The sequence below is a fragment of the Ureibacillus sp. FSL K6-2830 genome (assembly GCF_038004145.1).
GTDB classification, from domain to species: domain Bacteria; phylum Bacillota; class Bacilli; order Bacillales_A; family Planococcaceae; genus Ureibacillus; species Ureibacillus thermosphaericus.
On record NZ_JBBOQR010000001.1, the window covers coordinates 795,640 to 820,870 of the forward strand.

At 36.0% G+C, this 25,231-nt stretch carries 22 protein-coding genes and 1 other annotated feature; of the genes, 8 read left to right on the top strand and 14 right to left on the bottom strand.

Going from position 1 to position 25,231, the window contains the following annotated elements; all coding sequences use genetic code 11:
* Nucleotides 1–31: 31 nt before the first annotated feature.
* From mgtE to NSU17_RS04025, 5 genes are all read right to left on the bottom strand, one after another.
* Nucleotides 32–1,405: a magnesium transporter gene (gene mgtE / locus NSU17_RS04005; RefSeq protein ID WP_340704334.1), complete on the bottom strand. Its 1,374-nt coding sequence runs from the start codon at nucleotides 1,403–1,405 to the stop codon at nucleotides 32–34.
* A gap of 116 nt (nucleotides 1,406–1,521) precedes the next feature.
* Entirely contained in the window at nucleotides 1,522–2,412 is an 891-nt protein-coding gene (locus NSU17_RS04010) for an RluA family pseudouridine synthase (RefSeq protein WP_340704335.1), read from the bottom strand.
* A gap of 5 nt (nucleotides 2,413–2,417) precedes the next feature.
* The gene (locus NSU17_RS04015; protein WP_340434613.1) at nucleotides 2,418–3,209 is read right to left on the bottom strand and encodes an NAD kinase; all 792 of its coding nucleotides are present in this window, start codon (nucleotides 3,207–3,209) and stop codon (nucleotides 2,418–2,420) included.
* A 1-nt stretch (nucleotide 3,210) separates the two neighbouring features.
* Complete coding sequence (locus NSU17_RS04020; protein ID WP_096550522.1) at nucleotides 3,211–3,876, bottom strand: GTP pyrophosphokinase; 666 nt, start codon at nucleotides 3,874–3,876, stop codon at nucleotides 3,211–3,213.
* Between the two features lie 36 nt (nucleotides 3,877–3,912).
* Complete coding sequence (locus tag NSU17_RS04025; protein WP_340704336.1) at nucleotides 3,913–4,299, bottom strand: UPF0738 family protein; 387 nt, start codon at nucleotides 4,297–4,299, stop codon at nucleotides 3,913–3,915.
* 103 nt (nucleotides 4,300–4,402) lie between these two features.
* On the opposite strand from NSU17_RS04025, the gene NSU17_RS04030 reads away from it, so the two are divergent.
* The 4 genes from NSU17_RS04030 to NSU17_RS04045 all read left to right on the top strand — a co-directional run bounded on the left by NSU17_RS04030 (nucleotide 4,403) and on the right by NSU17_RS04045 (nucleotide 7,078).
* The gene (locus NSU17_RS04030; protein WP_096550521.1) at nucleotides 4,403–4,993 is read left to right on the top strand and encodes a CYTH domain-containing protein; all 591 of its coding nucleotides are present in this window, start codon (nucleotides 4,403–4,405) and stop codon (nucleotides 4,991–4,993) included.
* Nucleotides 4,994–5,692 carry a lytic transglycosylase domain-containing protein gene (locus NSU17_RS04035; RefSeq protein WP_096550520.1) on the top strand — a complete coding sequence of 233 codons (699 nt, stop codon included), beginning with the start codon at nucleotides 4,994–4,996 and terminating at the stop codon, nucleotides 5,690–5,692.
* A 163-nt stretch (nucleotides 5,693–5,855) separates the two neighbouring features.
* Nucleotides 5,856–6,257, top strand: coding sequence for a globin domain-containing protein (locus NSU17_RS04040; RefSeq protein WP_016838233.1), 402 nt, complete (start codon nucleotides 5,856–5,858; stop codon nucleotides 6,255–6,257).
* Nucleotides 6,254–7,078, top strand: a complete 825-nt coding sequence (locus tag NSU17_RS04045; protein WP_016838232.1) for a DsbA family protein — start codon at nucleotides 6,254–6,256, stop codon at nucleotides 7,076–7,078. The genes NSU17_RS04040 and NSU17_RS04045 overlap by 4 nt, the downstream gene beginning before the upstream one ends.
* Before the next feature lie 240 nt (nucleotides 7,079–7,318).
* Here NSU17_RS04045 and ltrA read toward each other — a convergent pair whose 3' ends face one another.
* The 5 genes from ltrA to spxA all read right to left on the bottom strand — a co-directional run bounded on the left by ltrA (nucleotide 7,319) and on the right by spxA (nucleotide 14,102).
* Complete coding sequence (ltrA, locus tag NSU17_RS04050; RefSeq protein WP_340704337.1) at nucleotides 7,319–8,575, bottom strand: group II intron reverse transcriptase/maturase; 1,257 nt, start codon at nucleotides 8,573–8,575, stop codon at nucleotides 7,319–7,321.
* A gap of 967 nt (nucleotides 8,576–9,542) precedes the next feature.
* The gene (gene pepF / locus NSU17_RS04055; RefSeq protein ID WP_340704338.1) at nucleotides 9,543–11,348 is read right to left on the bottom strand and encodes an oligoendopeptidase F; all 1,806 of its coding nucleotides are present in this window, start codon (nucleotides 11,346–11,348) and stop codon (nucleotides 9,543–9,545) included.
* A gap of 44 nt (nucleotides 11,349–11,392) precedes the next feature.
* Complete coding sequence (locus NSU17_RS04060) at nucleotides 11,393–12,529, bottom strand: competence protein CoiA (protein WP_340704339.1); 1,137 nt, start codon at nucleotides 12,527–12,529, stop codon at nucleotides 11,393–11,395.
* 138 nt (nucleotides 12,530–12,667) lie between these two features.
* Nucleotides 12,668–13,312 carry an adaptor protein MecA gene (gene mecA / locus NSU17_RS04065; protein ID WP_340434574.1) on the bottom strand — a complete coding sequence of 215 codons (645 nt, stop codon included), beginning with the start codon at nucleotides 13,310–13,312 and terminating at the stop codon, nucleotides 12,668–12,670.
* 394 nt (nucleotides 13,313–13,706) lie between these two features.
* A complete protein-coding gene (gene spxA, locus NSU17_RS04070) occupies nucleotides 13,707–14,102 on the bottom strand; it encodes a transcriptional regulator SpxA (protein WP_172597913.1) in 396 nt (131 codons plus the stop codon).
* Between the two features lie 438 nt (nucleotides 14,103–14,540).
* Nucleotides 14,541–14,753: a binding site (T-box leader), on the top strand.
* Between the two features lie 56 nt (nucleotides 14,754–14,809).
* Between spxA and trpS the strand changes: the two genes are divergently transcribed.
* Complete coding sequence (trpS, locus tag NSU17_RS04075) at nucleotides 14,810–15,805, top strand: tryptophan--tRNA ligase (protein ID WP_340704340.1); 996 nt, start codon at nucleotides 14,810–14,812, stop codon at nucleotides 15,803–15,805.
* Between the two features lie 266 nt (nucleotides 15,806–16,071).
* On the opposite strand, the gene fabF is transcribed toward trpS, so the two are convergent.
* Together fabF and NSU17_RS04085 are read right to left on the bottom strand one after the other, a co-directional pair.
* Nucleotides 16,072–17,310 carry a beta-ketoacyl-ACP synthase II gene (gene fabF, locus NSU17_RS04080; protein WP_340704341.1) on the bottom strand — a complete coding sequence of 413 codons (1,239 nt, stop codon included), beginning with the start codon at nucleotides 17,308–17,310 and terminating at the stop codon, nucleotides 16,072–16,074.
* A 67-nt stretch (nucleotides 17,311–17,377) separates the two neighbouring features.
* Nucleotides 17,378–18,316: a beta-ketoacyl-ACP synthase III gene (locus tag NSU17_RS04085; RefSeq protein ID WP_340704342.1), complete on the bottom strand. Its 939-nt coding sequence runs from the start codon at nucleotides 18,314–18,316 to the stop codon at nucleotides 17,378–17,380.
* 190 nt (nucleotides 18,317–18,506) lie between these two features.
* Here NSU17_RS04085 and NSU17_RS04090 point away from each other — a divergent pair, with 190 nt between their 5' ends.
* Together NSU17_RS04090 and NSU17_RS04095 are read left to right on the top strand one after the other, a co-directional pair.
* On the top strand, nucleotides 18,507–18,707 hold the full coding sequence (locus tag NSU17_RS04090; RefSeq protein ID WP_016838218.1) for a DUF2929 family protein: 201 nt from the start codon (nucleotides 18,507–18,509) through the stop codon (nucleotides 18,705–18,707).
* A gap of 250 nt (nucleotides 18,708–18,957) precedes the next feature.
* A complete protein-coding gene (locus tag NSU17_RS04095; RefSeq protein WP_096549683.1) occupies nucleotides 18,958–20,073 on the top strand; it encodes an IS4 family transposase in 1,116 nt (371 codons plus the stop codon).
* Between the two features lie 436 nt (nucleotides 20,074–20,509).
* Here NSU17_RS04095 and NSU17_RS04100 read toward each other — a convergent pair whose 3' ends face one another.
* Entirely contained in the window at nucleotides 20,510–22,645 is a 2,136-nt protein-coding gene (locus tag NSU17_RS04100; protein WP_340704343.1) for an ATP-dependent Clp protease ATP-binding subunit, read from the bottom strand.
* A 185-nt stretch (nucleotides 22,646–22,830) separates the two neighbouring features.
* Between NSU17_RS04100 and NSU17_RS04105 the strand changes: the two genes are divergently transcribed.
* Nucleotides 22,831–23,538: a Crp/Fnr family transcriptional regulator gene (locus NSU17_RS04105; RefSeq protein WP_445684087.1), complete on the top strand. Its 708-nt coding sequence runs from the start codon at nucleotides 22,831–22,833 to the stop codon at nucleotides 23,536–23,538.
* A 341-nt stretch (nucleotides 23,539–23,879) separates the two neighbouring features.
* Here the strand turns inward: NSU17_RS04105 and NSU17_RS04110 are convergent, their stop codons facing one another.
* On the bottom strand, nucleotides 23,880–25,151 hold the full coding sequence (locus tag NSU17_RS04110; protein ID WP_340704345.1) for an IS4 family transposase: 1,272 nt from the start codon (nucleotides 25,149–25,151) through the stop codon (nucleotides 23,880–23,882).
* Nucleotides 25,152–25,231: the final 80 nt, after the last annotated feature.

Consider the following 25,231-nt stretch of genomic DNA (forward strand, 5'->3'; position numbering starts at 1 on the left):
AGATTTTTTCTTTCCATTTTTCTATGAAGGTTTACAACTGTCCTAACAGTAACGTTGCCAATCCTAAATAAATTAAAATACTTGTAATATCATTTAAAGTCGTAATAAACGGGCCTGATGCGACTGCTGGGTCGATGCCTAATTTATGAATCAACAACGGAATAAAGGAGCCAGCAATCGTTGCTACAAAAATCGAACAACAGATAGCTGTCCCAACAAGCAACCCGATTAGTAAGGATTGCTTCCAAACAAACACAACTCCTACTACGATCAAACCACAAACAATCCCTGTGATTAATCCGGTTCCCATTTCACGAAAAATCATTTTTAGTTTGCTTTTTTCATCAATTTCTCCCGTTGCAATTCCTCGAACAACGACAGCTAGAGCTTGCGTACCACTATTTCCGCTAGTTCCAGAAATGAGAGGAATAAATAAAGCAAGCAACGCTACTTTCTCAAGCGTTTCTTCAAACTGGCCCATTAATGTCGCTGTAATCATTCCTAAAAATAGCAACATTATTAGCCATGGCAATCGTTGTTTTGCAGCTTTGAATGGACTTGAAGCAATATCATCAATATCGGAAATACCGGCTAATTTTGAATAGTCGTCGCTTGCTTCTTCATCAATGACATCAATAATATCGTCTACAGTAATAATCCCTTGCAATACGAGATTGTCATCAACAACTGGAAAAGCAAGGAAATTGTAATCTTTAAAGATTTGGGCAATTTTTTCTTGATCATCTGTAACCTTTGCATAAACAACTCGATCACTCATGATATCTCGAATAAATGCATCTTCATCTGCAACAATTAAGTCTCTTAGCGATAAAACTCCTGTTAATCGATGAGATTCATCGACAACGAACACATAATAAATTGTTTCTGCATCTGGTGCCTCTTGACGAAGCACATTCATCGCCGATCGTACCGTTGAATTTTCTTGAATTGATACATATTCCGTCGTCATGATGGAACCGGCTGTATATTTTTCATACCCCAGCAACTCTGTAATTTCTTCTTTCGTTTCTTCATCCATCAATTCAAGAAAACTATTTCGATCATCTTGATCTAATTCATTTAATACATCCACCACATCATCTGTATACATGTAAGACAACATTTTTGCCGCATATGTGGGGTCCATTTCTTTAATAAAATGTTCAACTTCTTCATCATCCAATTCAATGGCTTCATAAATTTCCGCCATTTCTTCGGGAGACAAAAAATGATACATTGTCCTGCGTATGTCTGGTCCAACCTTAACATAAAATTTTGCCCGCTCATACGCATGAAGTGATAAAAAATGCTTCCGGAATTCATCAATATTTTCTTCAATTAAATTTTGGAACAGCTGCTCCTCATCATAAGAAACATCCCGTTTTTCATCTTTTTCTTCGATCATTTTGTCCCCCTCCTCTCAACCTAAATGATAGGTTGCATTTTTAATCTCGACAATAAAATTTTTATGAATATTTTTGTGTATTTGCAGAAAAAAAGATGCTCGAATAACTCGAACATCTAATTATGGATTATTTTTTTCATGGATTCAACTAGTTCACTAGAAAAAATAATTTTTTTCTTCAATAACGGATGAATCATTTCCAAGTATACGCAATGAAGGGCTTGACGATTTAATATATGTTTACTTCCTCCATATAATTCGTCGCCTACAAGCGGATGCCCGATATGCGACATATGAACACGAATTTGATGGGTTCTTCCAGTATGTAATCGTAGACGAACATGTGAAAGTGACTCATTTTGATAAATGAAGCGGTTTATTACTTTCACATCGGTATGTGCATATTGTCCATCTTCTCTTACTTCCCGTTCGATTATACTTGAATCTTTCCTGCCTATTGGGAGAATAATGGAAAGATCCTTTGAAACATGTCCATGTACAATGGCTTCATATTCTTTTATGATTTGCCCCTTTTGCAATTGTGTACTCATTAAGTGATGAATATGCCGATGTTTTGCAATACAAACAAGCCCAGTAGTATCCCGATCTAATCTAGTCACAACATGGACGGTGGAATCAATTCCTTGTTCCAAAAAATATCCATAAACAAAATTAGCGATACTTCCCGTCGGATGTTCCCTTGAAGGAATGGTATTAATAAAAGGCGGTTTATCAATAATTAACAATGCATCATCTTCATAAACAATATTTAATTGTCCATTCTCTGGTTTTAGATGCTCGCTCGCCTGTTCTTCAGGGAAAATGATTGTAATTTCATCCCCTTTCGAAAGGATGTGGCGAACATTTTGTTCTACACCGTTCACTAAAATTTTACCACCGCGAAATTTGATTGCCGTTAATGCCCTGCTCGAAATATCTTGTTTTAAAATCGCTTCTCTTAATAATTGTCCATCTTCCATTGCTTGAAACTGCAGTTTAAATGGCATTTGAATCACTCACTTGCAATAAAGGAATCATGAACCCTTTCCCAAAATGGAAACGGACGGAACCTTGCAAATCGCACTTTCTCTTTTGCCACTTTGAAAATGATATAATCTAATTCATTGTGGTCTAATTGCAGATGGTCTATTGTCATTGTGAACGTTTGGTTTTTGACCGGTTTTAATTTACATGTATGATGGGCTGGTAACACTAGGGAGGATCCGATTGTACGGAAAACGCGGTTATTGATTGATGCCATTTCCGTCACTTGAATCGCTTGCAATGTAGGATGAATGATTGCGCCGCCTAATGCTTTATTATACGCTGTACTTCCTGATGGGGTTGAAATACATAAACCATCACCGCGGAAACGTTCAAAATGGCGATCATTTAGAAACACATCCATCACTAACGTCACGTTGGGCGATTTAATCGTTGCCTCATTGAGTGCAAGATAACTACTGATTTCAGTATGATTGCACACATTCACTTCCAATAATGGATATTCAACGACCTTATATTGATTTTTCGCAATACTTAATACTAACTTTTCCAATTCAGAAGGTTTCCAATCTGCGTAAAATCCTAAATGCCCAGTATGAATCCCTACAAAAGCCACTTTATCCAATCTTTTCACATGGTTGTGGAAAGCATGCAAAAGAGTACCGTCTCCGCCAATGGAAATGACAATATCCGGTTCTACTTCATCCAATATTAATCCGAAATCCTGTAAGTAATTTTTTGCAAGTTCCTTCAATTCATTTGATTGAGAATCATTGCGTGATTGAATAGAAAATTTCAAATTATTCACGCTCCCTTTCCTCTCGGATCTTTGGATTTTGAGCTTCCTTATTTTCACTAAAATACGCCTGTGCTTCTTGTATTTCATAACGGATTGATGACATTTCTTCATCTAGTTGGAATGCTGCCTCAGCCGCACGTTTTAGGCGTAATTTAATTTCTTCAGGAAAATCGCCCTTATATTTATAATTTAAAGAATGTTCGATTGAAGCCCAAAAATTCATGGCTAACGTACGTATTTGTATTTCTACTAATACCGTCTTTTTCCCACTGACCGTTTCCACTGGATACTCTGCAATCATATGATATGAACGATAACCACTTGGTTTTTTATGAGTAATATAATCTTTTTCTTCAATTACTTTCAGGTCATCTCGCTGGCGAATTAAATTAACAACCGTTGTGATATCATCAACAAATTGACACATAATGCGAATACCAGCGATGTCTTGCAACTCCCTTGCTAATTGTTCTGAAGGTTCAAAGGGAATTCCTTTTTCAAAACTTTTATCATATATACTTGCTAATGGTTTCACTCGACCAGTAACAAATTCAATGGGTGAAGTTGTGCCTTCTGCAGAAAACTGAGATCTCATCCCTCTAAATTTCACTTTTAGTTCATCGACTGCTTGTTTATAAGGTCCTAGGAAGCGTTCCCATTGCCCCATAAAAATCCCCCCAATACGCTACAAAAACTCAATCAATTATTGTGCTTCTAATATTTCACGAAAAGTTTCTTCTACTGCTTGTACAAATTCATCACCGTAATTGCCATTTCCTTCAATGTTATATATGAGCATTTCTAATTCATTCGAAAAATTATGTAATAGTATGGATTCATTATCTAAAATTAATATCGAATCTTTCTTCTTTTTTATCATTTCTACTAATGCACGCCACACTTTTTTAGGAAATTGTAAATAACTATATTCGTTGTCTTCTTCAACGACATAAATAAAAGCAAGCTCGTCAGAATCCGTTAACACTTGTCCTGCCGGCTGAATTTGTATTTTGGAGTGATTTTTGCTTAAACTAAAATAAAGTTCATCATTTTCAAAACGATAATCATCAACGACATAAACGTTGCGCATTTATAACAATCCCTTCCTACCATTTCTCCTCATATTTTAACATAGCAGGAACTATTTTCGATAAAAAGGTTCAATAAAATGCATAAATGAAAGGGATAAAGTCATGAGTCAACAGTATGAAATTGAATTTAAAAACATGTTAACAAAAGAACAATATGAACAATTATTAACAGAGTTCAACATTCAAAAACATCAAATCGTTCGACAAGTTAATCACTATTTTGATACAGAAAATTGGCACTTGAGGAAATTTTCCAGTGCTCTACGCATTCGAGAACAAAAAGGAAAATATTTTTGTACTTTAAAAGAGAAAACGGCAAAACATATTCATCTTGAAACAACGGACATTTTAACACAACAACAAAGGGATGATATGCTTTCTGGCAAGGGATTTTGGGCACCTTCTGTCAAGGAAAGATTACTGCGATTGCAAGTGCCTATTGAAGATTTACGCCCCTTTGGAACATTGACAACAGATCGGGCTGAGGTGCCATATGAGGGGGGAATTCTTGTTTTTGACCATTCCTTCTATTTGCACTGCGATGATTATGAGGTAGAATATGAAACAAATAACCCGACAGTAGGGGAGAAACGGTTTTTATCTTTTTTACAAGAACGAAATATCGATATACAAATAGCTGACAAAAAAATCGCCCGATTTATGAAAGCTGTCCAAGAGAAAGGAGTACAGTAAATGGATGCAACAATGATGAAAACCATATTAGAAATTGACGCATTGCGTTCCCTAAATAGCTCTTCTATCAATGCAACGACTGAGGAAGGTTTATTTGCAGAAATGCTAGAAGAAATATTGGCTACTACCCAAAATAGCGATAATCCAGAAAAAGCCCTACTTGAAGCGATTGAAAACTTTTCTTATAAAAACGGACTAAATGATGATGCAAAAGATTATATTTCAAAATTCATATTATCTAGCCCAAATCCGTACATAACAACATCCTATTCTCAATCTAACGCTTCCGAATCAGAAGCAAATATCGATTCAGCAACGCACGGAGATTATCGTGAAATGATTCAAAGAGCATCTGCCAAATACGGTATTCCTGAAAAATTAATTATGGCAGTTATAAAACAAGAATCGAACTTTAATCCAAATGCAGTAAGCTCAGCTGGGGCTACCGGGCTTATGCAATTGATGCCAGGTACCGCAAAATATTTAGGTGTAACGAATACGAAAGACCCTGAACAAAACATCATGGGTGGTACAAAATATTTGCGTCAAATGCTCGATCAATTTGATAATGACTTGGAACTGGCTTTAGCTGCATATAATGCAGGACCTGGTAATGTAAAAAAATATGGAGGCATTCCTCCATTTAAAGAAACTCAAAACTATGTTAAGAAAGTGTTAAATTATTATCGAACAATGTAGTTGGATAATTTCTATATTTCCCCTCAATTATCAACACTTGCTGAAAGCGATTTGTTTGAGAAAACGGTGAGTCGTTGATAGAATGAAATATAACGAATCAAGGTTTTCATAGTCGATCACAATTCGTACATGCGGGAAAAGAGTATAAAAGGAGTTTACACCTATGAATCGAAAGTATATGGTTCCTTATGAGGAAATTGGTGCTGAAAAGTTAGAAAAGCTTATTCATGCATTTTATAAACGAGTTGATGTCCATCCATTACTCCGTCCATTGTTTCCAGAAGATTTAAAAGAAACAATTCGCAAACAAATACAATTCCAAACGCAATATTTAGGTGGTCCGAATTTATATACTCAAGAACATGGTCATCCGATGATGAGAGCAAGACATATGCGCTTTAAAATCACTCCAGACCATGCTCAAGCTTGGCTGGAATGTATGAGTGAAGCGATGGATGAAGTAGGACTTGAAGGCCCATTTCGCGAACAATATTTCCAACGTCTTGTTTTAACAGCGCATCATATGATTAATACTCCGAGTGAGGATGAGGGGGGATTAGATTGAATAATATCCAGCTACTGTCAGAACCTGTCGCATCCACGAAGAGGACAAAACCAATTGAACTTTATATTTTTATTGACCCGCTTTGTCCAAATGCCTTTAAATTACAGTCAATGTTAAAAAAGCTACAATTGGAATACGAGCATTATTTCACTTGGCGATACGTACTGAGCACAGAATTACAAACTTTAAACTGTGTTACTAGACGTATCAAAGGGTGCTTAACAGGTACTGATGTGGATATTACTCATCCTGCCTTACCCTCACTTGCCATTAAAGCAGCAGAATTACAAGGTAAAAAAGCAGCAAATCGTTATATTCGAAAATTGCAGGAACATGCATTGTTGGAAACTAAAAATGTTCATTCCTATTCAGCTTTAGTAGAAATTGCGAAGGAAGCAACATTAGACCAAGAGGAATTTATTAAAGATTTCGGATCAAAAGAAGCGGTGCGTGCTTTTCAATGCGATTTATATATCACTCGCGAAATGGAAGTTGATGAAGTGCCGAGCATTGTATTCTTTAATGAATGCATTGAAGATGAAGGTCTAAAAGTAAGTGGAATGTATTCCTATGAAATATACGTTCAAATATTGCAGGAAATGTTGGATGAAGAAATCGTCAGTAAACCGTTACCAACATTCGAAGAGTTATTCCAACGTTTTCAATACTTAACAACCGATGAAGTGGCAAGCATCTATTCGATATCCATGAGTGATGCGGAAAGAGAATTGAAAAAACGGATGTTACAACAAAAAATCGAACGTGTTTCAAATGATGCTGTTACATTATGGCGTTTAAAATCATCTTCTTTTTCACTCTAGTAATTGTGGATTAAATTTTTGATAATGATAGAATATCTAGATGCTTTTCTGAATGTAGACATGATATAGCATGTCTACGTTTTTTTTTAACCAAAGCTATGTTATTAAACGAGAAAGTTCTATTAGAGTTCTTATGGTGCGAATGTATCATTGATGAAAAATCGAGTAGGAGGGAGCGATTAACTCCCGTCCTCTCACACCACCGTACGTACGGTTCCGTATACGGCGGTTCAATTAAGATCATTGACGCAAGTTTTCATAACGAGCTTCAAGACTTTTCAGCCCTTGGTTTCTCCAATAGGAGTTACCAAGGGTTCTGTGTAATATTGGACTATTTGAAATACGCCAATAACTCTTCCGAGTATTTCCCCATTCATACGCTTGCCCTTGTGGTACGCCAAGTTGAATAAGGTTGCGTATCTTTGTTTTCGGTTTCTTCCAGTTCTTCCATAGACACATTCGAAGTCTTCTACGAATCCATTTATCTAATCCAAGGAATATAGATTTGGTGTCTGCTAACGCAAAATATCCACACCATCCCATTAGATATTGATTCAGTTTCTGAATGCGGTATTCCATCGGGTAGGGCATCTTGCGTGATGTGATTTCACGAACTTTATTCTTCACTCGTTTAAGGCTTTCTTTTGCGATACGAACCTTTGGCTCTTTATGATAGGTAAAGCTAAATCCTAGAAACTTACGTTTCCATGGACGTTCGACCGCTGATTTCTTTTCATTTACTTTCAGTCGTAGTTTTCCTTCAATAAATCGCTGGATACTTGCCATTGTGCGAAGTCCTGCTCGTTTACTTTTCACGTAAATGTTACAGTCATCCGCATATCGAACGAATTTGTGTCCTCTTCTTTCCAATTCTTTATCTAGTTCATCTAGTACAATGTTAGATAGTAGCGGACTTAATGGTCCTCCTTGTGGAGTTCCCTCAAATGTGCTTGACACCACACCATTAATCATGACGCCCGATTGTAAATACTTACGAATCAATTTCAGTAATGGTTTATCTTGGATTCTCTTCGCGAGTGTACCCATTAATCTGTCATGGTTGACCTTATCAAAGAATTTCTCCAAGTCCATATCTACGACCCATCGATGTCCATCTCTTATATATTCTTTCGCTTTCCTCACCGCATCATGAGCACTTCGGTTTGGTCGAAATCCGTAGCTGTTTTCAGAGAATGTAGGGTCATACACTTTTGAAAGTACTTGGGCGATTGCTTGTTGAATCAAACGGTCTGTTACGGTAGGGATTCCTAGTAAACGAACACCGCCGTCTGGTTTCGGGATTTCGACTCTGCGGACTGGCATTGGTTCATAAGTTCCCTTGAGAATTGCCTCCTTAATAGATAGCCAGTTTTCGACTATGTGCTGTCGTAAGTTTTGTACGGGCATCATATCTACTCCATGGCTTCCTTTATTCTGTTCTACACGTTTTAATGCTTGAAGCATGTTCTCCCGTGACAGGATTTGATTCAAAAGCATCGTTATTCTCCTTCCGTGAATAGCTGTTCTCTTTATGCCAGTGGTCACTCCACCCTCCAAGAGGTCCCCCACGGGATTCACCGCTTCCTTCCTCAAGTGAGGTACTACGTTTTCTGTGTTCATCATGACTCACTGAATGCCAAGGGCTATTCTCTCTTAATTGTTCGGTCCTTCTTAGTTGTTCTAGACCAACTAATACTATGACCTCTGCTGACTTCTGACGGTTCAGCTACTTATCACTAAGTAGGTTATGAAGCGTACTTCACCTATCCGCCAGACCTCCCCGGGTAAGTACATGCACTTTCACACCATCTATCCGCCTCATTTACTCGATATGACCTTCGACAGAAAGAGCTTTGTTTTGTTTCGCAAACTCACTCAATCATACCTAGCCTTATATGAGGTTCGTGTTCCTCGGACCGGTGTTTTGCCTCCAGCTTCCTTCAGATTCCGCGTCACCACGGACACCCTTGCTCTTGGCTAACCTCTACTTCTGTCTTCGGGGTTCGGGACTTACACCCTATAGTTCATGTACATGCCGGGCGCACGAAAGTAAAAGAGGCATTTGCTGCAGCAAATGCCTCCTTACACAAAGGGGATGGGAGAAATGTTCACGTTCAAACAAAGGGGTGTATGTTTGATATGTGATTTATTTCACGTTTTTAATTTATCATGAAATAATAATTTGTGCAATAAAGTTTAATGGAATTTCACAAATTCGACATAATGTAAACACTTTCATGAAACTTGCAAAAATTATTGAAAAATTAGGAACAAACAACATTGTAAAAGCTATATATTTACTTCAAAAAACGTTCACATTCTCTAAATAAAATCGTCAAAAAAATTATACATTAAAAACTTTTATTTCAAGAAAAAAAGCTTCAAAAGAGATTTTATTAACTCTTTTGAAGCTTTTTTATTTATTTTATTGTGTAGTTTACCGTATGAGTTATACAGTATTTCACTATTTCAATAACAGTGATTCTAATTCATTGAGTTTTTCTTCAAATACTTTGCAAGCTTGAGCGATTGGTTCTCTTGATTCCATATCTACACCAGCTTTACGCAATACTTCAATTGGGAAATCAGAACATCCCGCTTTTAAGAAGTTGTTAATATAACGATCCACTGCTGGACGTCCTTCTTCTAAAATTTGACGGCTTAAAGCAACAGCTGCACTTTGCCCTGTTGCATATTGATATACATAGTAATTGTAATAGAAGTGTGGTATTCTCGCCCATTCTAAGCCAATTTCTTCATCTACCGTCATTTCATCGCCGAAATATTGTTTATTTAAATCATAATAAATTTCTGTAAGATGTTCAGCAGTAAGCGCCTCACCATTTCGATCCATTTCATGAATCATATGTTCAAATTCAGCAAACATTGTTTGGCGATAAACCGTACTTCTGAAACTATCGAGCCAATGATTGAGCAAGTAAACTTTCACTTGTTTATCTTCCGTCGTTTTTAATAAATAATCGAATAAAAGCTCCTCGTTACATGTAGAAGCTACTTCCGCCACGAAAATGGAGTAATCCGCATAAGGATACGGTTGATTTTTCCGAGTATAGTAACTATGCATACTATGTCCAAATTCATGGGCTAACGTAAATAAATTATCAATATTATTTTGCCAGTTCATTAATACGTACGGATTCGTGCCGTATGTCCCTGAAGAATATGCTCCGCTTCGTTTTCCTTTATTCTCCATTACATCTACCCAGCGGCTATTTAATCCTTCTTGGACGATAGTTTGATATTCTTCCCCTAATGGAGCAAAGCTTTTCACCATAATATCTTTTGCTTTTTCATAAGGCATATCCATTTTCACTTTTTTCACAAGAGGTACGAATAAATCATACATGCGCAATTCATCCACATCGAGCACTTTTTTACGCAATGATACATAGCGGTGAAGTGCTGGTAAGTATTCGTGGATCGTTTCAATTAATTGATCATAGACCTTTTCAGGTATATGGTTACCTGCTAATGCGCGATGACGAGCAGAATCGTAGTTCCGGATTCTTGCATAAACATTATGTGATTTTACGTTGCCTGCTAATGTGGAAGCAAAAGTATTAATATACTTGCCGTACGTATCATACATCGCTTTAAAAGCATTTTTTCTTACTTCACGATCTTCACTTTCTAAAAATGTGATGTAGTTTCCATGAGTCAGTTGTACTTCTTCGCCATCTTCATTCTTAATAGTTGGAAACTCTAAATCTGCATTATTCAAAGCGCTGAAAGTAGTACCCGGAGAGCTTGTCACTTCTGAAAATTGTGCTAATATAGCTTCTTTATCGGCCGATAATACATGTGGACGCTGTAAATTTAATTCTTTAAACATTTGCTCATATAGACGCAACGGTTCGTATTCTTCTAAATATTGTTGTATTTGTTCTTCCGATAAAGTTAAAATTTCAGGAGTTAAGAAAGACCATGCCGCATTAATCTTTGCTCCTAGAGAACGTGCACGGCTTTCCATCCCTTGATATTTGCTTTTCGTCGTATCTTCATCGTGTTTCAAATGACTATATACGTATAATTTCCCGAAGCGCTCAGAAATTTTGTCGCTAAATTGCAATGTTTCATATAAACTTTTTGCGCTTTCTGTTGCTTTCCCTTTATACTTTTCTGCTTCTGAAATTAATTGCTCAATCTGTTTAAATTCTTCCTCCCATGCCTCGTCTGAAGGGAAAATTGTTGATAAATCCCAAGTCAATTCGACAGGCACTTCATCACGTGTTAATAATTTTTTTGCCATGTCAATGCCCCCGTAATGATAAATTTTTTCACAATCCTATTTTCTCAATATTTTCCTCTTGTTGCAAGAAATTGCCTATATAGCAATTCCTCTAATTGTTCTTTTTTCACTGTGCTCATCATATCTTCCACAGACAAATCTTTGAGAAGTTCTACATATCGATTAACAACTTGAATAGCCTCACTCGTACATACCCGCTTTGACCATCGTAAAAAGTCAATTATTACGTTTTGATTGATTGCATGTACCTTAATTCCCAATAAATAAATAAAATACATTAGTTCAGTTTGCCATTCTATTGCACATACATGAAATGCTTCATTTCCGCAAATAGGAATTCCTAAAAATATTGGAAATTGATAAAGGTCTATTCGCAGCTCATAAACACTTCTCAAAAAAAAATCATTTACACCTTTTCGGCTAAATAATACCCTTGATTTTAAAAATTGATTGATAAAATTACGGTATGCATTTAATACATTGGAAAATTCCTTTTCTGTAAAAGGCCTCGGTATATAAAATGGGAATTTTTGTTTTAATAGTGGGAGAGGACTAATTTTTGATAAATAACTAATTCCCTTTAAATGAATGAGGTTAGATATATACAAAAATTGCTTTGTATTTGGATTATATGTCATTAAATATTTTGCTTTCTTTTCGCTAGTAATAAATTGTTGGAGTTGATGAGGAAGGGTAATTTTTTGTAAGCCATTTCCTTTTATTTTTTGAATAGGAGTCAATGGAATCCAAATAGGTTGGATATTTTTTTGATTGTAACCGTTATTTCGCTCAAGAAATCGTTCATGCTTTATTGGACTACATTGGAATTCAATGGCATACTGATATCCATTTAAATTTATTAGCAGATCTGGCTTTTGCTTTAGTTCAGCTATATAAGGCTCTAGCAATACGGGGACTTGAAGATATCGAAAAAGTTGAAACAGCTGTTCTTTTCCTTGGAGATGTTGGATTGTTTCACCTTCAGAAAAATAAGACTCGCAATGATTTATTGAAATGTGAGCAAAGTGAGGCACTTTAACGGTTCCAATTTTCAATTGGAGTTTTTCACCGCATTGTGGGCAATAGAATTGTCTTTCTTCTCTAAGTCGTTTTAATGTTGTATGAGGAATTGTAGAATCAATCACAAATCTTTCTTGATTTTCTGTAATTGCTACAAGCACAAAACCCCCCCTTTTCACACCATTTTATGGCAGAATTTTAGGATTGACAAGAGCATACAACAAGATATATTTTTCAAGGGGGAGATTAACTGAAATTCAAAATATTAACATAAAAAAAGTGCCTACACTTAGGCACATTTAATTAAAGTAATGAACAATTGTTTCCAAGCAATCTTCTTCCATGATCGCTGTACCATACTCTTTTAAACGATATATTGTCATTTTTGAACTTGTTAAATATTCATTTAAAATCGAGCGTATATTTTGACGAGTTGCACTATCATTCACACCAGCAAAATCGATGGCAATATAGTAATAATTTTCATATTTATATAAAGAAGTGTGCAAGCCGTACTCCACTAATCGATTTGCTACTGGAATAATTTCGTCGATATCCTTGAATTTATATAATGATATGTTCGCAATTCCTTCATGATTTAACACATCATCATCATCGAAGGGATTGAACGGGTCTTTATGGTTAACTGTAGCTTCATGATGTTCATCAAAATTAGAGAACAGAGAGCTTGGATCTGAATCATTTACATTGGCACGTGTGACGATTACTTCTAAACCTTGTTCTGAAGCATTCACGTGTATCCAAATTGGGCCATCTAAATCGAAATATTCTTCTGTGTTGATTTCACCAATCATATCCCAAAATAACTCTTCGCCTTTTGCTCTGTTATACCATATTTCTTCACGGCTATAACCGCGATCCTCAATATCACGATATGTGATAAAGAGCTTTATTGTATTTTCATTTACGCGTTCGATGTCCATGAGATTTCAACTCCCTTCACAGTCATTGGTTGAAAAACCGAAAGCGTGTACTTAGTATGTTTGAATCGGAGTAAAATACACCCCAATTCTTTAGTGCCTTTCCCCTTTACATCCCTTGGTATACAGAACAAAATGCTTAATGAATATTTATGTTTCATTCTATGATTCTATTGTATGATGAACTAATAGAAAATGAAAAGGAAAAACACCCTTCAAATAAAATTATTTGAATTATTCAAAATTGTAGATGACAATATCAATTAAATCAAGTATTAAGTGAAAAAAGGATGAATTTTCTTTATGAAGGAATTCATTAAAAAAAAATGCAATAAAAAAGCGTAAACAAGTCAAACAAACGTTGACTGAATTTACACTTTTTCACCACATTATATGATTAATTGACCATTTTTTGGGCTTCCATTAATTGATAAGCACGTACTTTTCGAGGTAAAAATCGACGGATTTCATCTTCATTGTAACCAACTTGCAGACGCTTCTCATCTAAAATAATTGGTCTTCGGAGTAATCCTGGATGTTCTTGGATTAATTCATATAATTTTTGTAAAGGTAAACTCTCCACATCAACGTTTAACTTTTGGAATACTTTAGAGCGTGTAGAAATAATTTCGTCAGTTCCATCCTCTGTCATTCGTAAAATTTCTTTAATTTCACTAATTGTTAGCGGTTCTGAAAAAATATTTCGTTCTCTATATGGAATATCATGTTGCTCTAGCCAAGCTTTCGCTTTTCTACATGATGTACAACTAGGTGATGTAAATAATGTTACAATCATTGTTACACTTCCCTTCTATATATAAATCAAAGGCATCTATGCTTTATTATTAATTTAGAATTAATATTATTTTAAATTCTGTATTAATTATACAACATTCTTTTCCTTTTGAATATAGGATAATTGAAAAATTCACATATTCATATGATAAATTTAAAAAAACATTCGTGAATCTTAGCTTTTTTTCACAATTAACATAAAATTTCCTACTAAAGTTGTATTTTCTTCCCTCCTTTATCTTCCAATTTATTTTCTCAATTAGATAGATAACGGCAATCAAGAATTTCTATATTTAGTGATAAAATTTCCTTACATTTTCCTACTACAATACTACCCAAATCTTTTTCATCTCATTCCAAAATGAAAAATTTTTCACGTTTGATTTTTCCTTTGAATTACTTTATAATTCACTCATAATTTACCGAGTATATACATTGAACAACGATGACGAAGAGTAGTACATTTGATTTCTGCGTTTAGAGAGTCTGTGGTAGGTGCAAACAGATCGCAGAGCAAATGGAATGGACTTTCGAGTTGGCTTTACGAAAGTGAGTAGTAAAGCTCGTACGCTTCACGTTACGAAGAATCGAGAGCGGCCTTTTAAGGCAAACTGGGTGGTACCGCGGATATACATCATTCGTCCCAATACAATTTGTATTGGTCGTTTGATGTTTTTTTATGGATAAAAATAGGAGGTAGTGTTAATGAAGACTATTTTTTCAGGAGTACAACCAACTGGAGTTATTACATTGGGGAACTATATCGGAGCGTTTATGCAATTCCCTGCACTTCAAGATGAAGGAAATGCAATTTACTGTATAGTAGACCAACATGCCATTACCGTTCCACAAGATCCAAAAGAATTGCGACAAAACATTCGCACCCTTGCTGCTACATATCTTGCAACGGGCATTGATCCGAAAAAAGCAACGTTATTTATTCAATCGGAAGTACCTGCTCATACAAAAGCTGGCTGGATGTTACAATGTATTTCATCCATTGGTGAGCTCGAAAGAATGACTCAATTTAAAGATAAATCAGCAAAGGAAGGAAAAGAATTCGTTTCTGTTGGTCTATTAACTTATCCACCGTTAATGGCTGCTGATATCCTATTATATAATACGGATATCGTTCCTGTTGGAGAAGACCAAAAACAACATATTGAATTGACTCGTGATTTGGCAGAACGATTCAATAAACGATATGGTGAGGTATTTAAAATTCCAGAAATTCAATTACCAAAAGCAGGAGCTCGCATTAAGTCATTGCAAGACCCTACGAAAAAAATGAGCAAGTCCGACCCAAATACAAAAGCGACAATTCGCTTATTAGATACACCTAAAGAAATCATGAAAAAAATTAAATCAGCCGTTACAGATTCAGATGGTGTTGTCGCTTTCGACGAAGAAAAGAAACCAGGTATCTCCAACTTACTTACAATTGAAGCAGCAGTAACAAATAAATCCATTGATGAGGTTGTAAAAAAATATGAAGGCCTTGGATACGGTGCCTTTAAGGAAGGGGTTGCTACTTGCTTAATTGAACATTTAACGCCAATTCAAGAACGATTCAACGAACTTATCGATTCAGAAGAATTAGATAACATCTTAGATGAAGGTGCAGAAAAAGCCAACGCCATTGCAAACGAAACCGTTAAGAAAATGGAAATCGCGATGGGAATAGGTCGAATATTACGATAAATAATATTACTAATGATATGATCATGAAATACAATTCAGGAGAACCTAAAATATAAAAAAAGACTGCGCGCCAAGAATAACCAAGCGTCCGATAGTTTAAGTATAAAAGAAGATTGCTTACCGAAATAACGCAAATGCCATAGCTGAATAAAAACAGCATAAATCGAAATATCAAGCCACCATCCTTTACTACTCTTATTATTCATCAAATTAAGTAAAAATGCGTTTAGCTTTAAGCTAAACGCATTTTACTTATCGACAATTTTTTATTCTTCTATTTTTTTGAATACAAGGCTTGCATTATGTCCACCAAATCCTAAGGAATTGCTCATAGCATATTGAATATCTGCTTTACGAGCTTCATTTGGTACATAATCAAGGTCACACTCAGGATCTGGATTATGCAAGTTAATTGTAGGTGGTAAAATTCCTTCTTTTAATGCTAATGCTGTAAAGATTGCTTCAATACCACCCGCTGCACCAAGCAAGTGACCTGTCATGGATTTTGTTGAACTCATAGCTAATTTATATGCATGGTCTCCAAAGACCGTTTTGACAGCCATTGTTTCATATAAGTCATTGTATGGTGTACTTGTTCCATGAGCATTGATATATCCTATTTCTGAAGGATCAATACCCGCATCTTCAATAGCTTGCTGGATAGCACGGGCAGCACCTTCACCATTTGGCGCTGGAGCTGTAATATGATAAGCATCACCTGTTGCGCCGTATCCAACGATTTCCGCATAAATTTTTGCACCGCGAGCTTTTGCATGTTCATACTCTTCTAATACAAGAATACCTGCACCTTCACCTATAACAAATCCATCGCGTTCTTTATCGAATGGACGAGATGCCGTAGCTGGGTCTGTGTTTAGCGAAAGCGCAGTACTTGAACAGAATCCAGCAACAGCCATTTTTACGATTGGAGCTTCCGTTCCACCCGTAATCATGACATCTGCATCGCCACGCTGAATCACTTTAAAAGCATCACCAATAGAGTTTGTTCCAGAAGCACATGCTGTTACTGTACAAGCATTTGGACCTTTTGCTCCTAAATAAATCGAAACTTGCCCACTTGCCATATCTGGAATCATCATTGGAACGAAAAATGGACTTACTCGGCGTGCACCACGTTTTTGGAACACTTCAAATTGTTGTTCATACGTTTCCATCCCACCGATTCCAGAACCAATCCAAACACCAACGCGGTTAGCATTTTCTTCATTAATTACTAAATCTGCATCTTTCACTGCCATCAATGCAGAAGCAAGCGCGTAATGAGTGAAACGGTCCATCTTTCTTGCTTCTTTTCGATCAATATATTGTTCAATATCAAAATTTTTTACTTCAGCAGCAACTTTAGCTGGGAATAATTCTGCATCGACTCTTGTTAACGGCCCAATGCCGGATTTCCCTTCTTTAATTGCTGACCAGGTTTCATCTACTGTATTACCTAGTGGTGTAACAGCACCTATACCGGTAATGACAACTCTCCTTTTCATGTATCTCTAGTACCCCCTTAGGATTAACTATACTTATAAATTACTATAACTGGAATATGAAAATCTATTATTTTCCCCATTTTATTACGGCGCCGCCCCAAGTGAGTCCTCCACCGAATCCTACTAATACTACGATATCATCATCTTTAATTTTTCCTTCATCCAGCTCCTCTTTTAAAGCGATACCGATTGAGGAAGAAGAGGTATTGCCATATTTATGAATGCGTTTTGATAATTTATCTTCTTCCAATTCCAATCTTTCTCTCGCTGATTCCATAATGCGGATATTCGCTTGGTGCGGAACTAGGAAATCAACATCTTCTTTTGACAATCCTGCCTTTTCAAGAACGGACAATGCTGTTGCACCCATTTGACGCACTGCAAATTTGAAAACTTCGCGGCCGTTCATATAAATGAAATTATCATCGTTCATATTCAAGTATTTTCCGCCAGTGCCATCAGCGCCTAATTCAAAGGCCAAAATCCCTCTTCCTTCAGATACTTTACCAACGATAGCAGCACTTGCACCGTCGCCAAAAAGGACAGCTGTATTGCGGTCTTTCCAATCCGTGATTTTTGATAATTTTTCAACACCAACAACTAATACATAGTCATAGCTGTTGCTTTCTACATACAATTTCGCTGTTGCAAGGGCATAAATAAACCCAGAGCAGGCAGCTGAAATGTCCATTGCAGCCGCATTGCTAGCTCCTAATCGTTCTTGAAGTTGACATGCAACGCTTGGAAAAGCTCGGTCCGGCGTAACCGTTGCTACTAAAATCAATCCAATCTGTTCTGGTGAAATTCCAGAGTTTTCAAGAGCTTCTTTTGCCGCTTCAAATGCCATATCTGAGGAATCTTCATCTTCACGAGCAATTCTTCTTTCTTGAATTCCTGTACGCGTACGAATCCATTCATCATTTGTATCTAAAACTTTCTCTAAATCAAAATTTGTGACAATCTTTTCAGGAACATATTTTCCTAATCCTAGAATTCCTGCATTCATGGTATTTAACCCCCAATTTAATACTTACGATTAGTAGTTGGTCTTAATTATAGACCATAATAATGAAATTCACAACAGAAAAATTTGTTTCTACGAAAAGTTTATTGTTCATTTTTGTCGTACTATGTTATGATTATTAAGATGAGCAAAGTATATATTAGTAATTAAAGTTCGATAGAGGTGAAACGAAATGCAATATATTATGTCATTCATTTGGGGAATTTTATTAATTTCTATGTTAAGCTACGTAGTTGGTTCTATTTTAGGAATTACAGTTTTTGACTTTGTTACAACTTTAGTAGTTGCTGTTATTTTCACAGTTCTCGTTTGGGTTGTAGCTGCGATCATTCCTAGCGAATCTCCAAAAGAACTTAAAGCAGACCAACAATAATCTATCAATAGCATTGACAAGGCGCACAAAATAAACGAATGGGACTCCTATCTTCCCCATTCGTTTTTTATTTTGTTTAACAATTAATTTATGCATTCATTATTAAATTTCACTAGCATTGCACTAATTAAATCTGATGATTCAAAATACTAAGAATGTTCAATTTTTTATTGCTTTCGAAACAAAAAAATCCTTTACAATGGAAGTACAGGTGGTTCCTGTCCAAATCCAATCGTAAAGGATAAACGTTATGGACAAGAATACACTAATTTCATCATTTGGTAAATGGGTTTCACCCATAAATATTCAAAAACTTAGCGAACAAGTCAAAGAATTGAAACAGGACTATTACACAAAAAAGCTGACAACAGAAGCCTATATTAAACTTTTATTGGTAGCCCAGCTGCTCGAATTTAAGAGCTTAGAGGAAATGAGTGATGCACTTGTAGACGAAGATCTTCAAAAAGCACTCGGATTTGAATCGATAAGTGCCTCTCAGCTATCCCGAAAAAACAATCAGATCAACCCACTAATTCTTGCAAATTTGTTCTTGGATCTTGTTTGGAAAATTCAACGGTACCATTATAAAACCGGAAAGAATATGCCACTGAAAATCATTGATTCAAGTACACTCCCGTTGAATTTGACCAATTATAAATGGGCAAAATTCCGTAAAACAAAAGCTGGTGTAAAGCTACACTTACGGCTCGTTTTCATGGATAAAGACACCGTCTATCCTGAAAAAGCAGTGATTACGACAGCAAAAGAACATGACCGAAATCAACTCGAAGTCCTAGTGGATGATAAAGAAGCCATGTATGTGTTTGACCGCGGTTATGTGGACTATGAACGTTTTGATCGGATGACAGATGATGGCTATTTCTTCGTTTCAAGACTGAAGAAAAACGCAGTCATTCGTGAAGTCTATACATTTTCACTTCCTGATGATTGTCACGTTCTATCCGATAAAATGGTCTACATTGGTACCACACAAAATCGTACTGAAAATGTCTTTCGTCTACTAGAAGTTATGGACACAAAAGGGAACTTACTTCGTTTCATCACCAACCGATTTGATTTAAAACCAGAAGAGATAAGTGATATTTACCGATCTCGCTGGGCTATTGAACTCTTTTTCAAATGGCTCAAGCAACACGTAGAAATTAAGCACTTTTATGGAATGAGTGAAACAGCTATTCAAAATCAAATTTTCTTAGCCCTTATCACGTATTGCTTACATGTTCTCATTCAATTGGAGATGAAAAGTAAGAAATCTCTACTTCGAATTACTCGTTGGTTAAAGAGAGCTCTGTGGAAACCAGCTTATGTTTGGTTGCGAAAATTTGATGGGCGAGCCAGTCCATAATCTCCCTTTTGTCGTTGTCGCTCTGGTTTAACTGTATATATTTACCAAATGGGCAGTGCCACCTTTCTTTAGGTTTTGTCTTTTTGGCACAAATTCACAAAAATTAATTAACAGAAAATTCTAACTATATTTATGCAATGCTAATGATTAAATTTATCTCAAATTTTTGATATAGGCATTCGCTTGTACATAATAACCAAGGAAAAAATGGATTATAGTCATACAGTTGAATATTAATAATATTCAGAAATATTAGTCACAATCGAACTTATAATAGTCAATCCAAGGAGGATATTAGTCATTCCTTTGAACATATTAGCCAAACAAAATGGGGTCTAAGAAGTTCGTAGCAACATATAAAATAACCCATTTTATTTTCGCCTTTTCTTAAAAAACGGCTGAGCAAAAAAGAGCTCAAGCCGTTTCCCCACGTACTTTATTCACCTTTTGCTACTACTAATTGACCTTCTGTTAAGGAAACCCTCATCGTCTCGCCTGGAAGAATTTCTCCCTTTAACAACTCTCTTGCCACAGCCGTTTCAACATGTCGTTGCACAAATCGTTTTAATGGTCTTGCACCAAATTGCGGATCAATACCGTTTTCTACGACCCAATTTACCACTTCATCATCCACGATTAGCGTAATTTCATTTTCAGCTACTCGTTGTTGCAATTGTTTAATGTATTTCCAAGCGATTGTAGTAAAGTGTTCATCCGTCAATGCATGGAATAAAATAATATCATCTATCCGGTTTAACAATTCTGGCTTGAAATGTTTTCGAAGTTCTCTCATTACAACGTTTTCAACATTTTCGTCAAAATGAGAGCCTGCTTCCAATAAGTACTGAGAACCGATATTGGATGTCATAATGATAACCGTATTCGTAAAGTTAACAAGACGCCCTTGGCTATCCGTAATCCGACCATCATCTAAAATTTGAAGCAAAATATTTGCCACATCTGGATGGGCTTTTTCAATTTCATCTAATAAAATAACAGAATAAGGATTGCGACGTACCGCTTCAGTCAATTGTCCGCCCTCTTCATAGCCAACATACCCTGGAGGTGCACCAACTAATCGGGATACACTATGTTTTTCCATATATTCACTCATATCGATACGAATAAAATGATTTTCCGAATCAAACAATTGAGCTGCTAATGCTTTTGCAAGCTCCGTTTTCCCTACTCCAGTTGGACCAAGGAAAATGAAGGAACCGATTGGACGGTAAGGATCTTTAATGCCAGCACGTGCACGCCATACAGCTTCTGTCACGAGTTTCACCGCTTCATCTTGCCCAACGACTCTTTCATGGAGAGTATCTTTTAAACGCAATAATTTTTCCCGTTCACCTTCGACTAATTTTGTAACTGGAATTCCCGTCCATCGAGAAACAATTGTTGCAATTTCTTCTGCCGTAACTTCTTCTCTTAAAATCCGATTTTCTGAAGCATTTGCCAACGCTTCTTCCAATTGTTTGATTTCTTTTTCCACAGCCGGGATTTTTCCGTGGCGAAGTTCCGCCGCTTTATTCAAATCGTACTTGCTTTCCGCAGCTTCCAACTGGCGGCGGTATTCATCCAATATTTCCCGTTTCTTTTGAAGCTGTTCCAATCCTTCTTTTTCAAACTGCCATTTCTTTTGGAGTTCCGCCTGTTCTTCTTTTAATTCTTTTAATTCTTCCCTCAGAGCTTCCAACCGTTTTTTACTCGCCTCGTCCTTTTCTTTCATTAACGCTTGTTCTTCTATTTCCAGTTGCATCACGCGGCGAGTCACATCATCCAATTCTTGGGGCATGGAATCGATTTCCGTACGAATCATCGCACAAGCTTCATCAATTAAATCAATGGCTTTGTCCGGTAAAAAGCGATCTGTAATATAGCGATTGGAAAGCTGAGAAGCAGCGATAATCGCCCGGTCATGAATTCTTACTCCGTGATGCAATTCAAAACGTTCTTTTAAGCCCCTCAATATCGAAATCGTATCTTCAACAGATGGTTCTCTCACCATCACTTGTTGGAATCTTCGTTCTAAAGCTGGATCTTTTTCAATATATTTACGATATTCATCTAACGTAGTCGCCCCGATACAATGAAGCTCACCACGAGCAAGCATTGGCTTTAAAATATTCCCAGCATCCATTGAACCTTCTGCTCTACCTGCACCAACAATCGTATGAATCTCATCAATAAATAAAATAATGCGCCCATCTGATTCTCGAATTTCTTTTAATACGCTTTTTAAACGTTCCTCGAATTGACCACGGAAACTAGCTCCAGCAATCAATGAACTCATATCCAATTCCCAAAGAATGCAATCTTTCAATCCTTCTGGCACATCTTTACGAACAATTCGTTGAGCCAGCCCTTCAACGATTGCGGTTTTCCCAACGCCAGGTTCTCCAATTAACACTGGATTGTTTTTCGTTTTTCTGGATAAAATACGAATCACATTTCGAATTTCCTCGTCGCGACCAATAACAGGATCAATTTTCCCTTTTTTTACTTCTTCATTTAAATTGCGACCAAATTTTTCTAATGCATTACGATTATCTTCCTGTTGTAATTGCATACAACCCACCTCTTCAAAACAGTTTGACCTTCTTTGACTAACTTGATTATAAGATTACGATTATGGAAATGCAAAAAATATCTCCAAAATTATTCAAAAAAATAACAGATTAATGTGGTATTATATATATAGGTTTAATGTGTGTCGTTGAATGGAACCGACAAATTAACATCATTATTAAGGATGTGATGAATAGCATGGTCTTAGTCGATATGGTTCCTATGAATTTTTATTCGCTATTTGCAGAACATGGTCTGTTATTGAAAATAGATAAAGGAAATCAAATCTTCCAGGAAGGTGAAAATGCAGAAGAACTTTATCTTATTCAAAAAGGAGCTGTACAATTAAGCAAAGAAACAGAAAGCGGTAAAGAATTAACGCTAAGAATTTGTGGTCCTAACTCCATGATCGGTGAATGTTCTGTTTTTGGTCCTCCTATCAATCATACAATGACTGCTAAAGCAATGATGAATACTGAACTTTTGTCCATGAAAAAAGATTCATTAGAAATGCTTTTAACTGAGCAACCGACATTAATGATTGAATATATTAAATGGCTACAAAATGAACATCTGAAAACCCAAAGTATTTTACGGGATTTAGTGATGCACGGTAAAAAAGGGGCTCTTTACTCAACCCTCATTCGACTTGCCAATACTTACGGCAAATTGAATGAAAACAACGATCTTTACATTGATTTCAATTTAACGAATTCGGATCTTGCCAATCTTTGCTCCACAAGTCGAGAAATGGTGAATCGTATGCTGAATGATCTAAAAAAACAAGGAGTTATTTCATTTGATAAAAGCATCATTACCATTCACAATTTAGAGTATTTGAAGAAAGAAATATGTTGCGAAAACTGTCCGCTATCCGTTTGCCGCATTGATTGAACATGGAGGCTGGGACAAAAGATAAAAAAACACCATTTTCTCACGGGAGAAAATGGTGTTTTTTTGATAATTGAAGAATTGATTTCCGTTCCGGGGACGCTTTCCGAGGGCCCGGCTCGAGCCCAATGTCAGAAACTTATACAACCAATAATTTACAGTTAGTAGGCAACCATCTGGCTGTCTACTTTTAAAAATACTATTCAACCTACAAAGTGTTGATAATTTTCTAAAATCGGCTAAAAAAGGCAATAGGATGCCCGGGGCTTAAATTTTTATTTTTTTAAGCCCCTAATTTATTTACATTTAATAAACAAATAGGTTATATTTATCCTATGTATTGTTTATAGACACCTTTTTTGGTTTAGGGGATACTTTGTTGAGGACAGACCATTCCTTCGTGGGTAGCTTCTCCCAGATCGAATAGGTGTCTTATTTCTTATAATCACTTTCATGATTTTTGTAAACATTCTCTCTCTTTTGATTGGACAATCTTCTAATAATAAGTGAACCATCCTATCTTTTAATTTTCCTATTAAGATATTTGTGTTTACTTGATAATCATGTTTTCGTCTTTTTTTCTTACTCTCCTCATTAATTGTTTCATTGGCATCATTTCTCAATAAACTGACCATATTCGATAAATATATTGATGCATAGAAATCTTGTTCAATTGCGATTTTCGAACTACCCGTGAAATTTTCTATTTCGATTTTATTTTTCACATCATTATATTCTGTTTCAATTCCCCAGCGTTTAAAATAAAGAGATTTAAACTCAGAGATACCAAACTCTTCCTCGGTTAAATTTGTGACAAGTATTTCTTCCGTGCCAGAATCCAGTGGGAATCTAACTACACGAGCAGTAATCACTTGTTTCCTATGTATTATATGAATGTTTTGATCAGCATCTTTCGCTTCGACAATTTCCTTTATCGTATTTTTTTGACATCGCATCACATATTTGATACCAAGGGCATCTAAATAGGCAATAAAATCTCTCGATGGATACCCTCGATCAAATAAAAAAAGATCATTTTTTAATCCAATTTGTACGAGTTCTTCAATCATATCCTTTGCACTATCTCGCTCAGCTACCTTATATGGATTGATTCTAGAAGTAATAATGATTCCATTCTCAAGATCGTAAATACAAGAGGCACTAGCTCTTGCATAACTTGTCTTATGATTTTTTCCATACCCAAAATAATTTCGAAGCTCCTCAGTATCAGGGATTTGGAGCACACTTCCATCGATTGCGCAAAGTCTAAATCCACGATAAGTTTTAAAGGAATTTTCTTCATAATACCAATTCACAATCGCTTTTGTAAGTTTTACAAAAGCGAGAGGAGAAATCTTTTTTCGTGCGGCTGAATAGCCTTGTTTGGAAATACTAATTTCTGATAAATTAAATTTGTCGAAAAAGTCGTCAAGTTCAATTTGGAGGCTCTTTTTAACAAAGTTTAAGCTAAATAGAATAGTATTTTTAAAATTTAACTTCTTTTCTTTTCGTGTAAAATACGTTTCTTTTGTCCGAGATTCAAGCATAAACATCACATCATTCAGCATCTTTCGAGTAATCTCAATTGCGCCTAAAAAAGTACTTTTCGTTTTCAAAAAAACCACCATCCTCGTTTTATTAACCAAAAATTGGTATCTAAAACGATTTTGGTGGTTTTTTATAAAATACAAGAGTC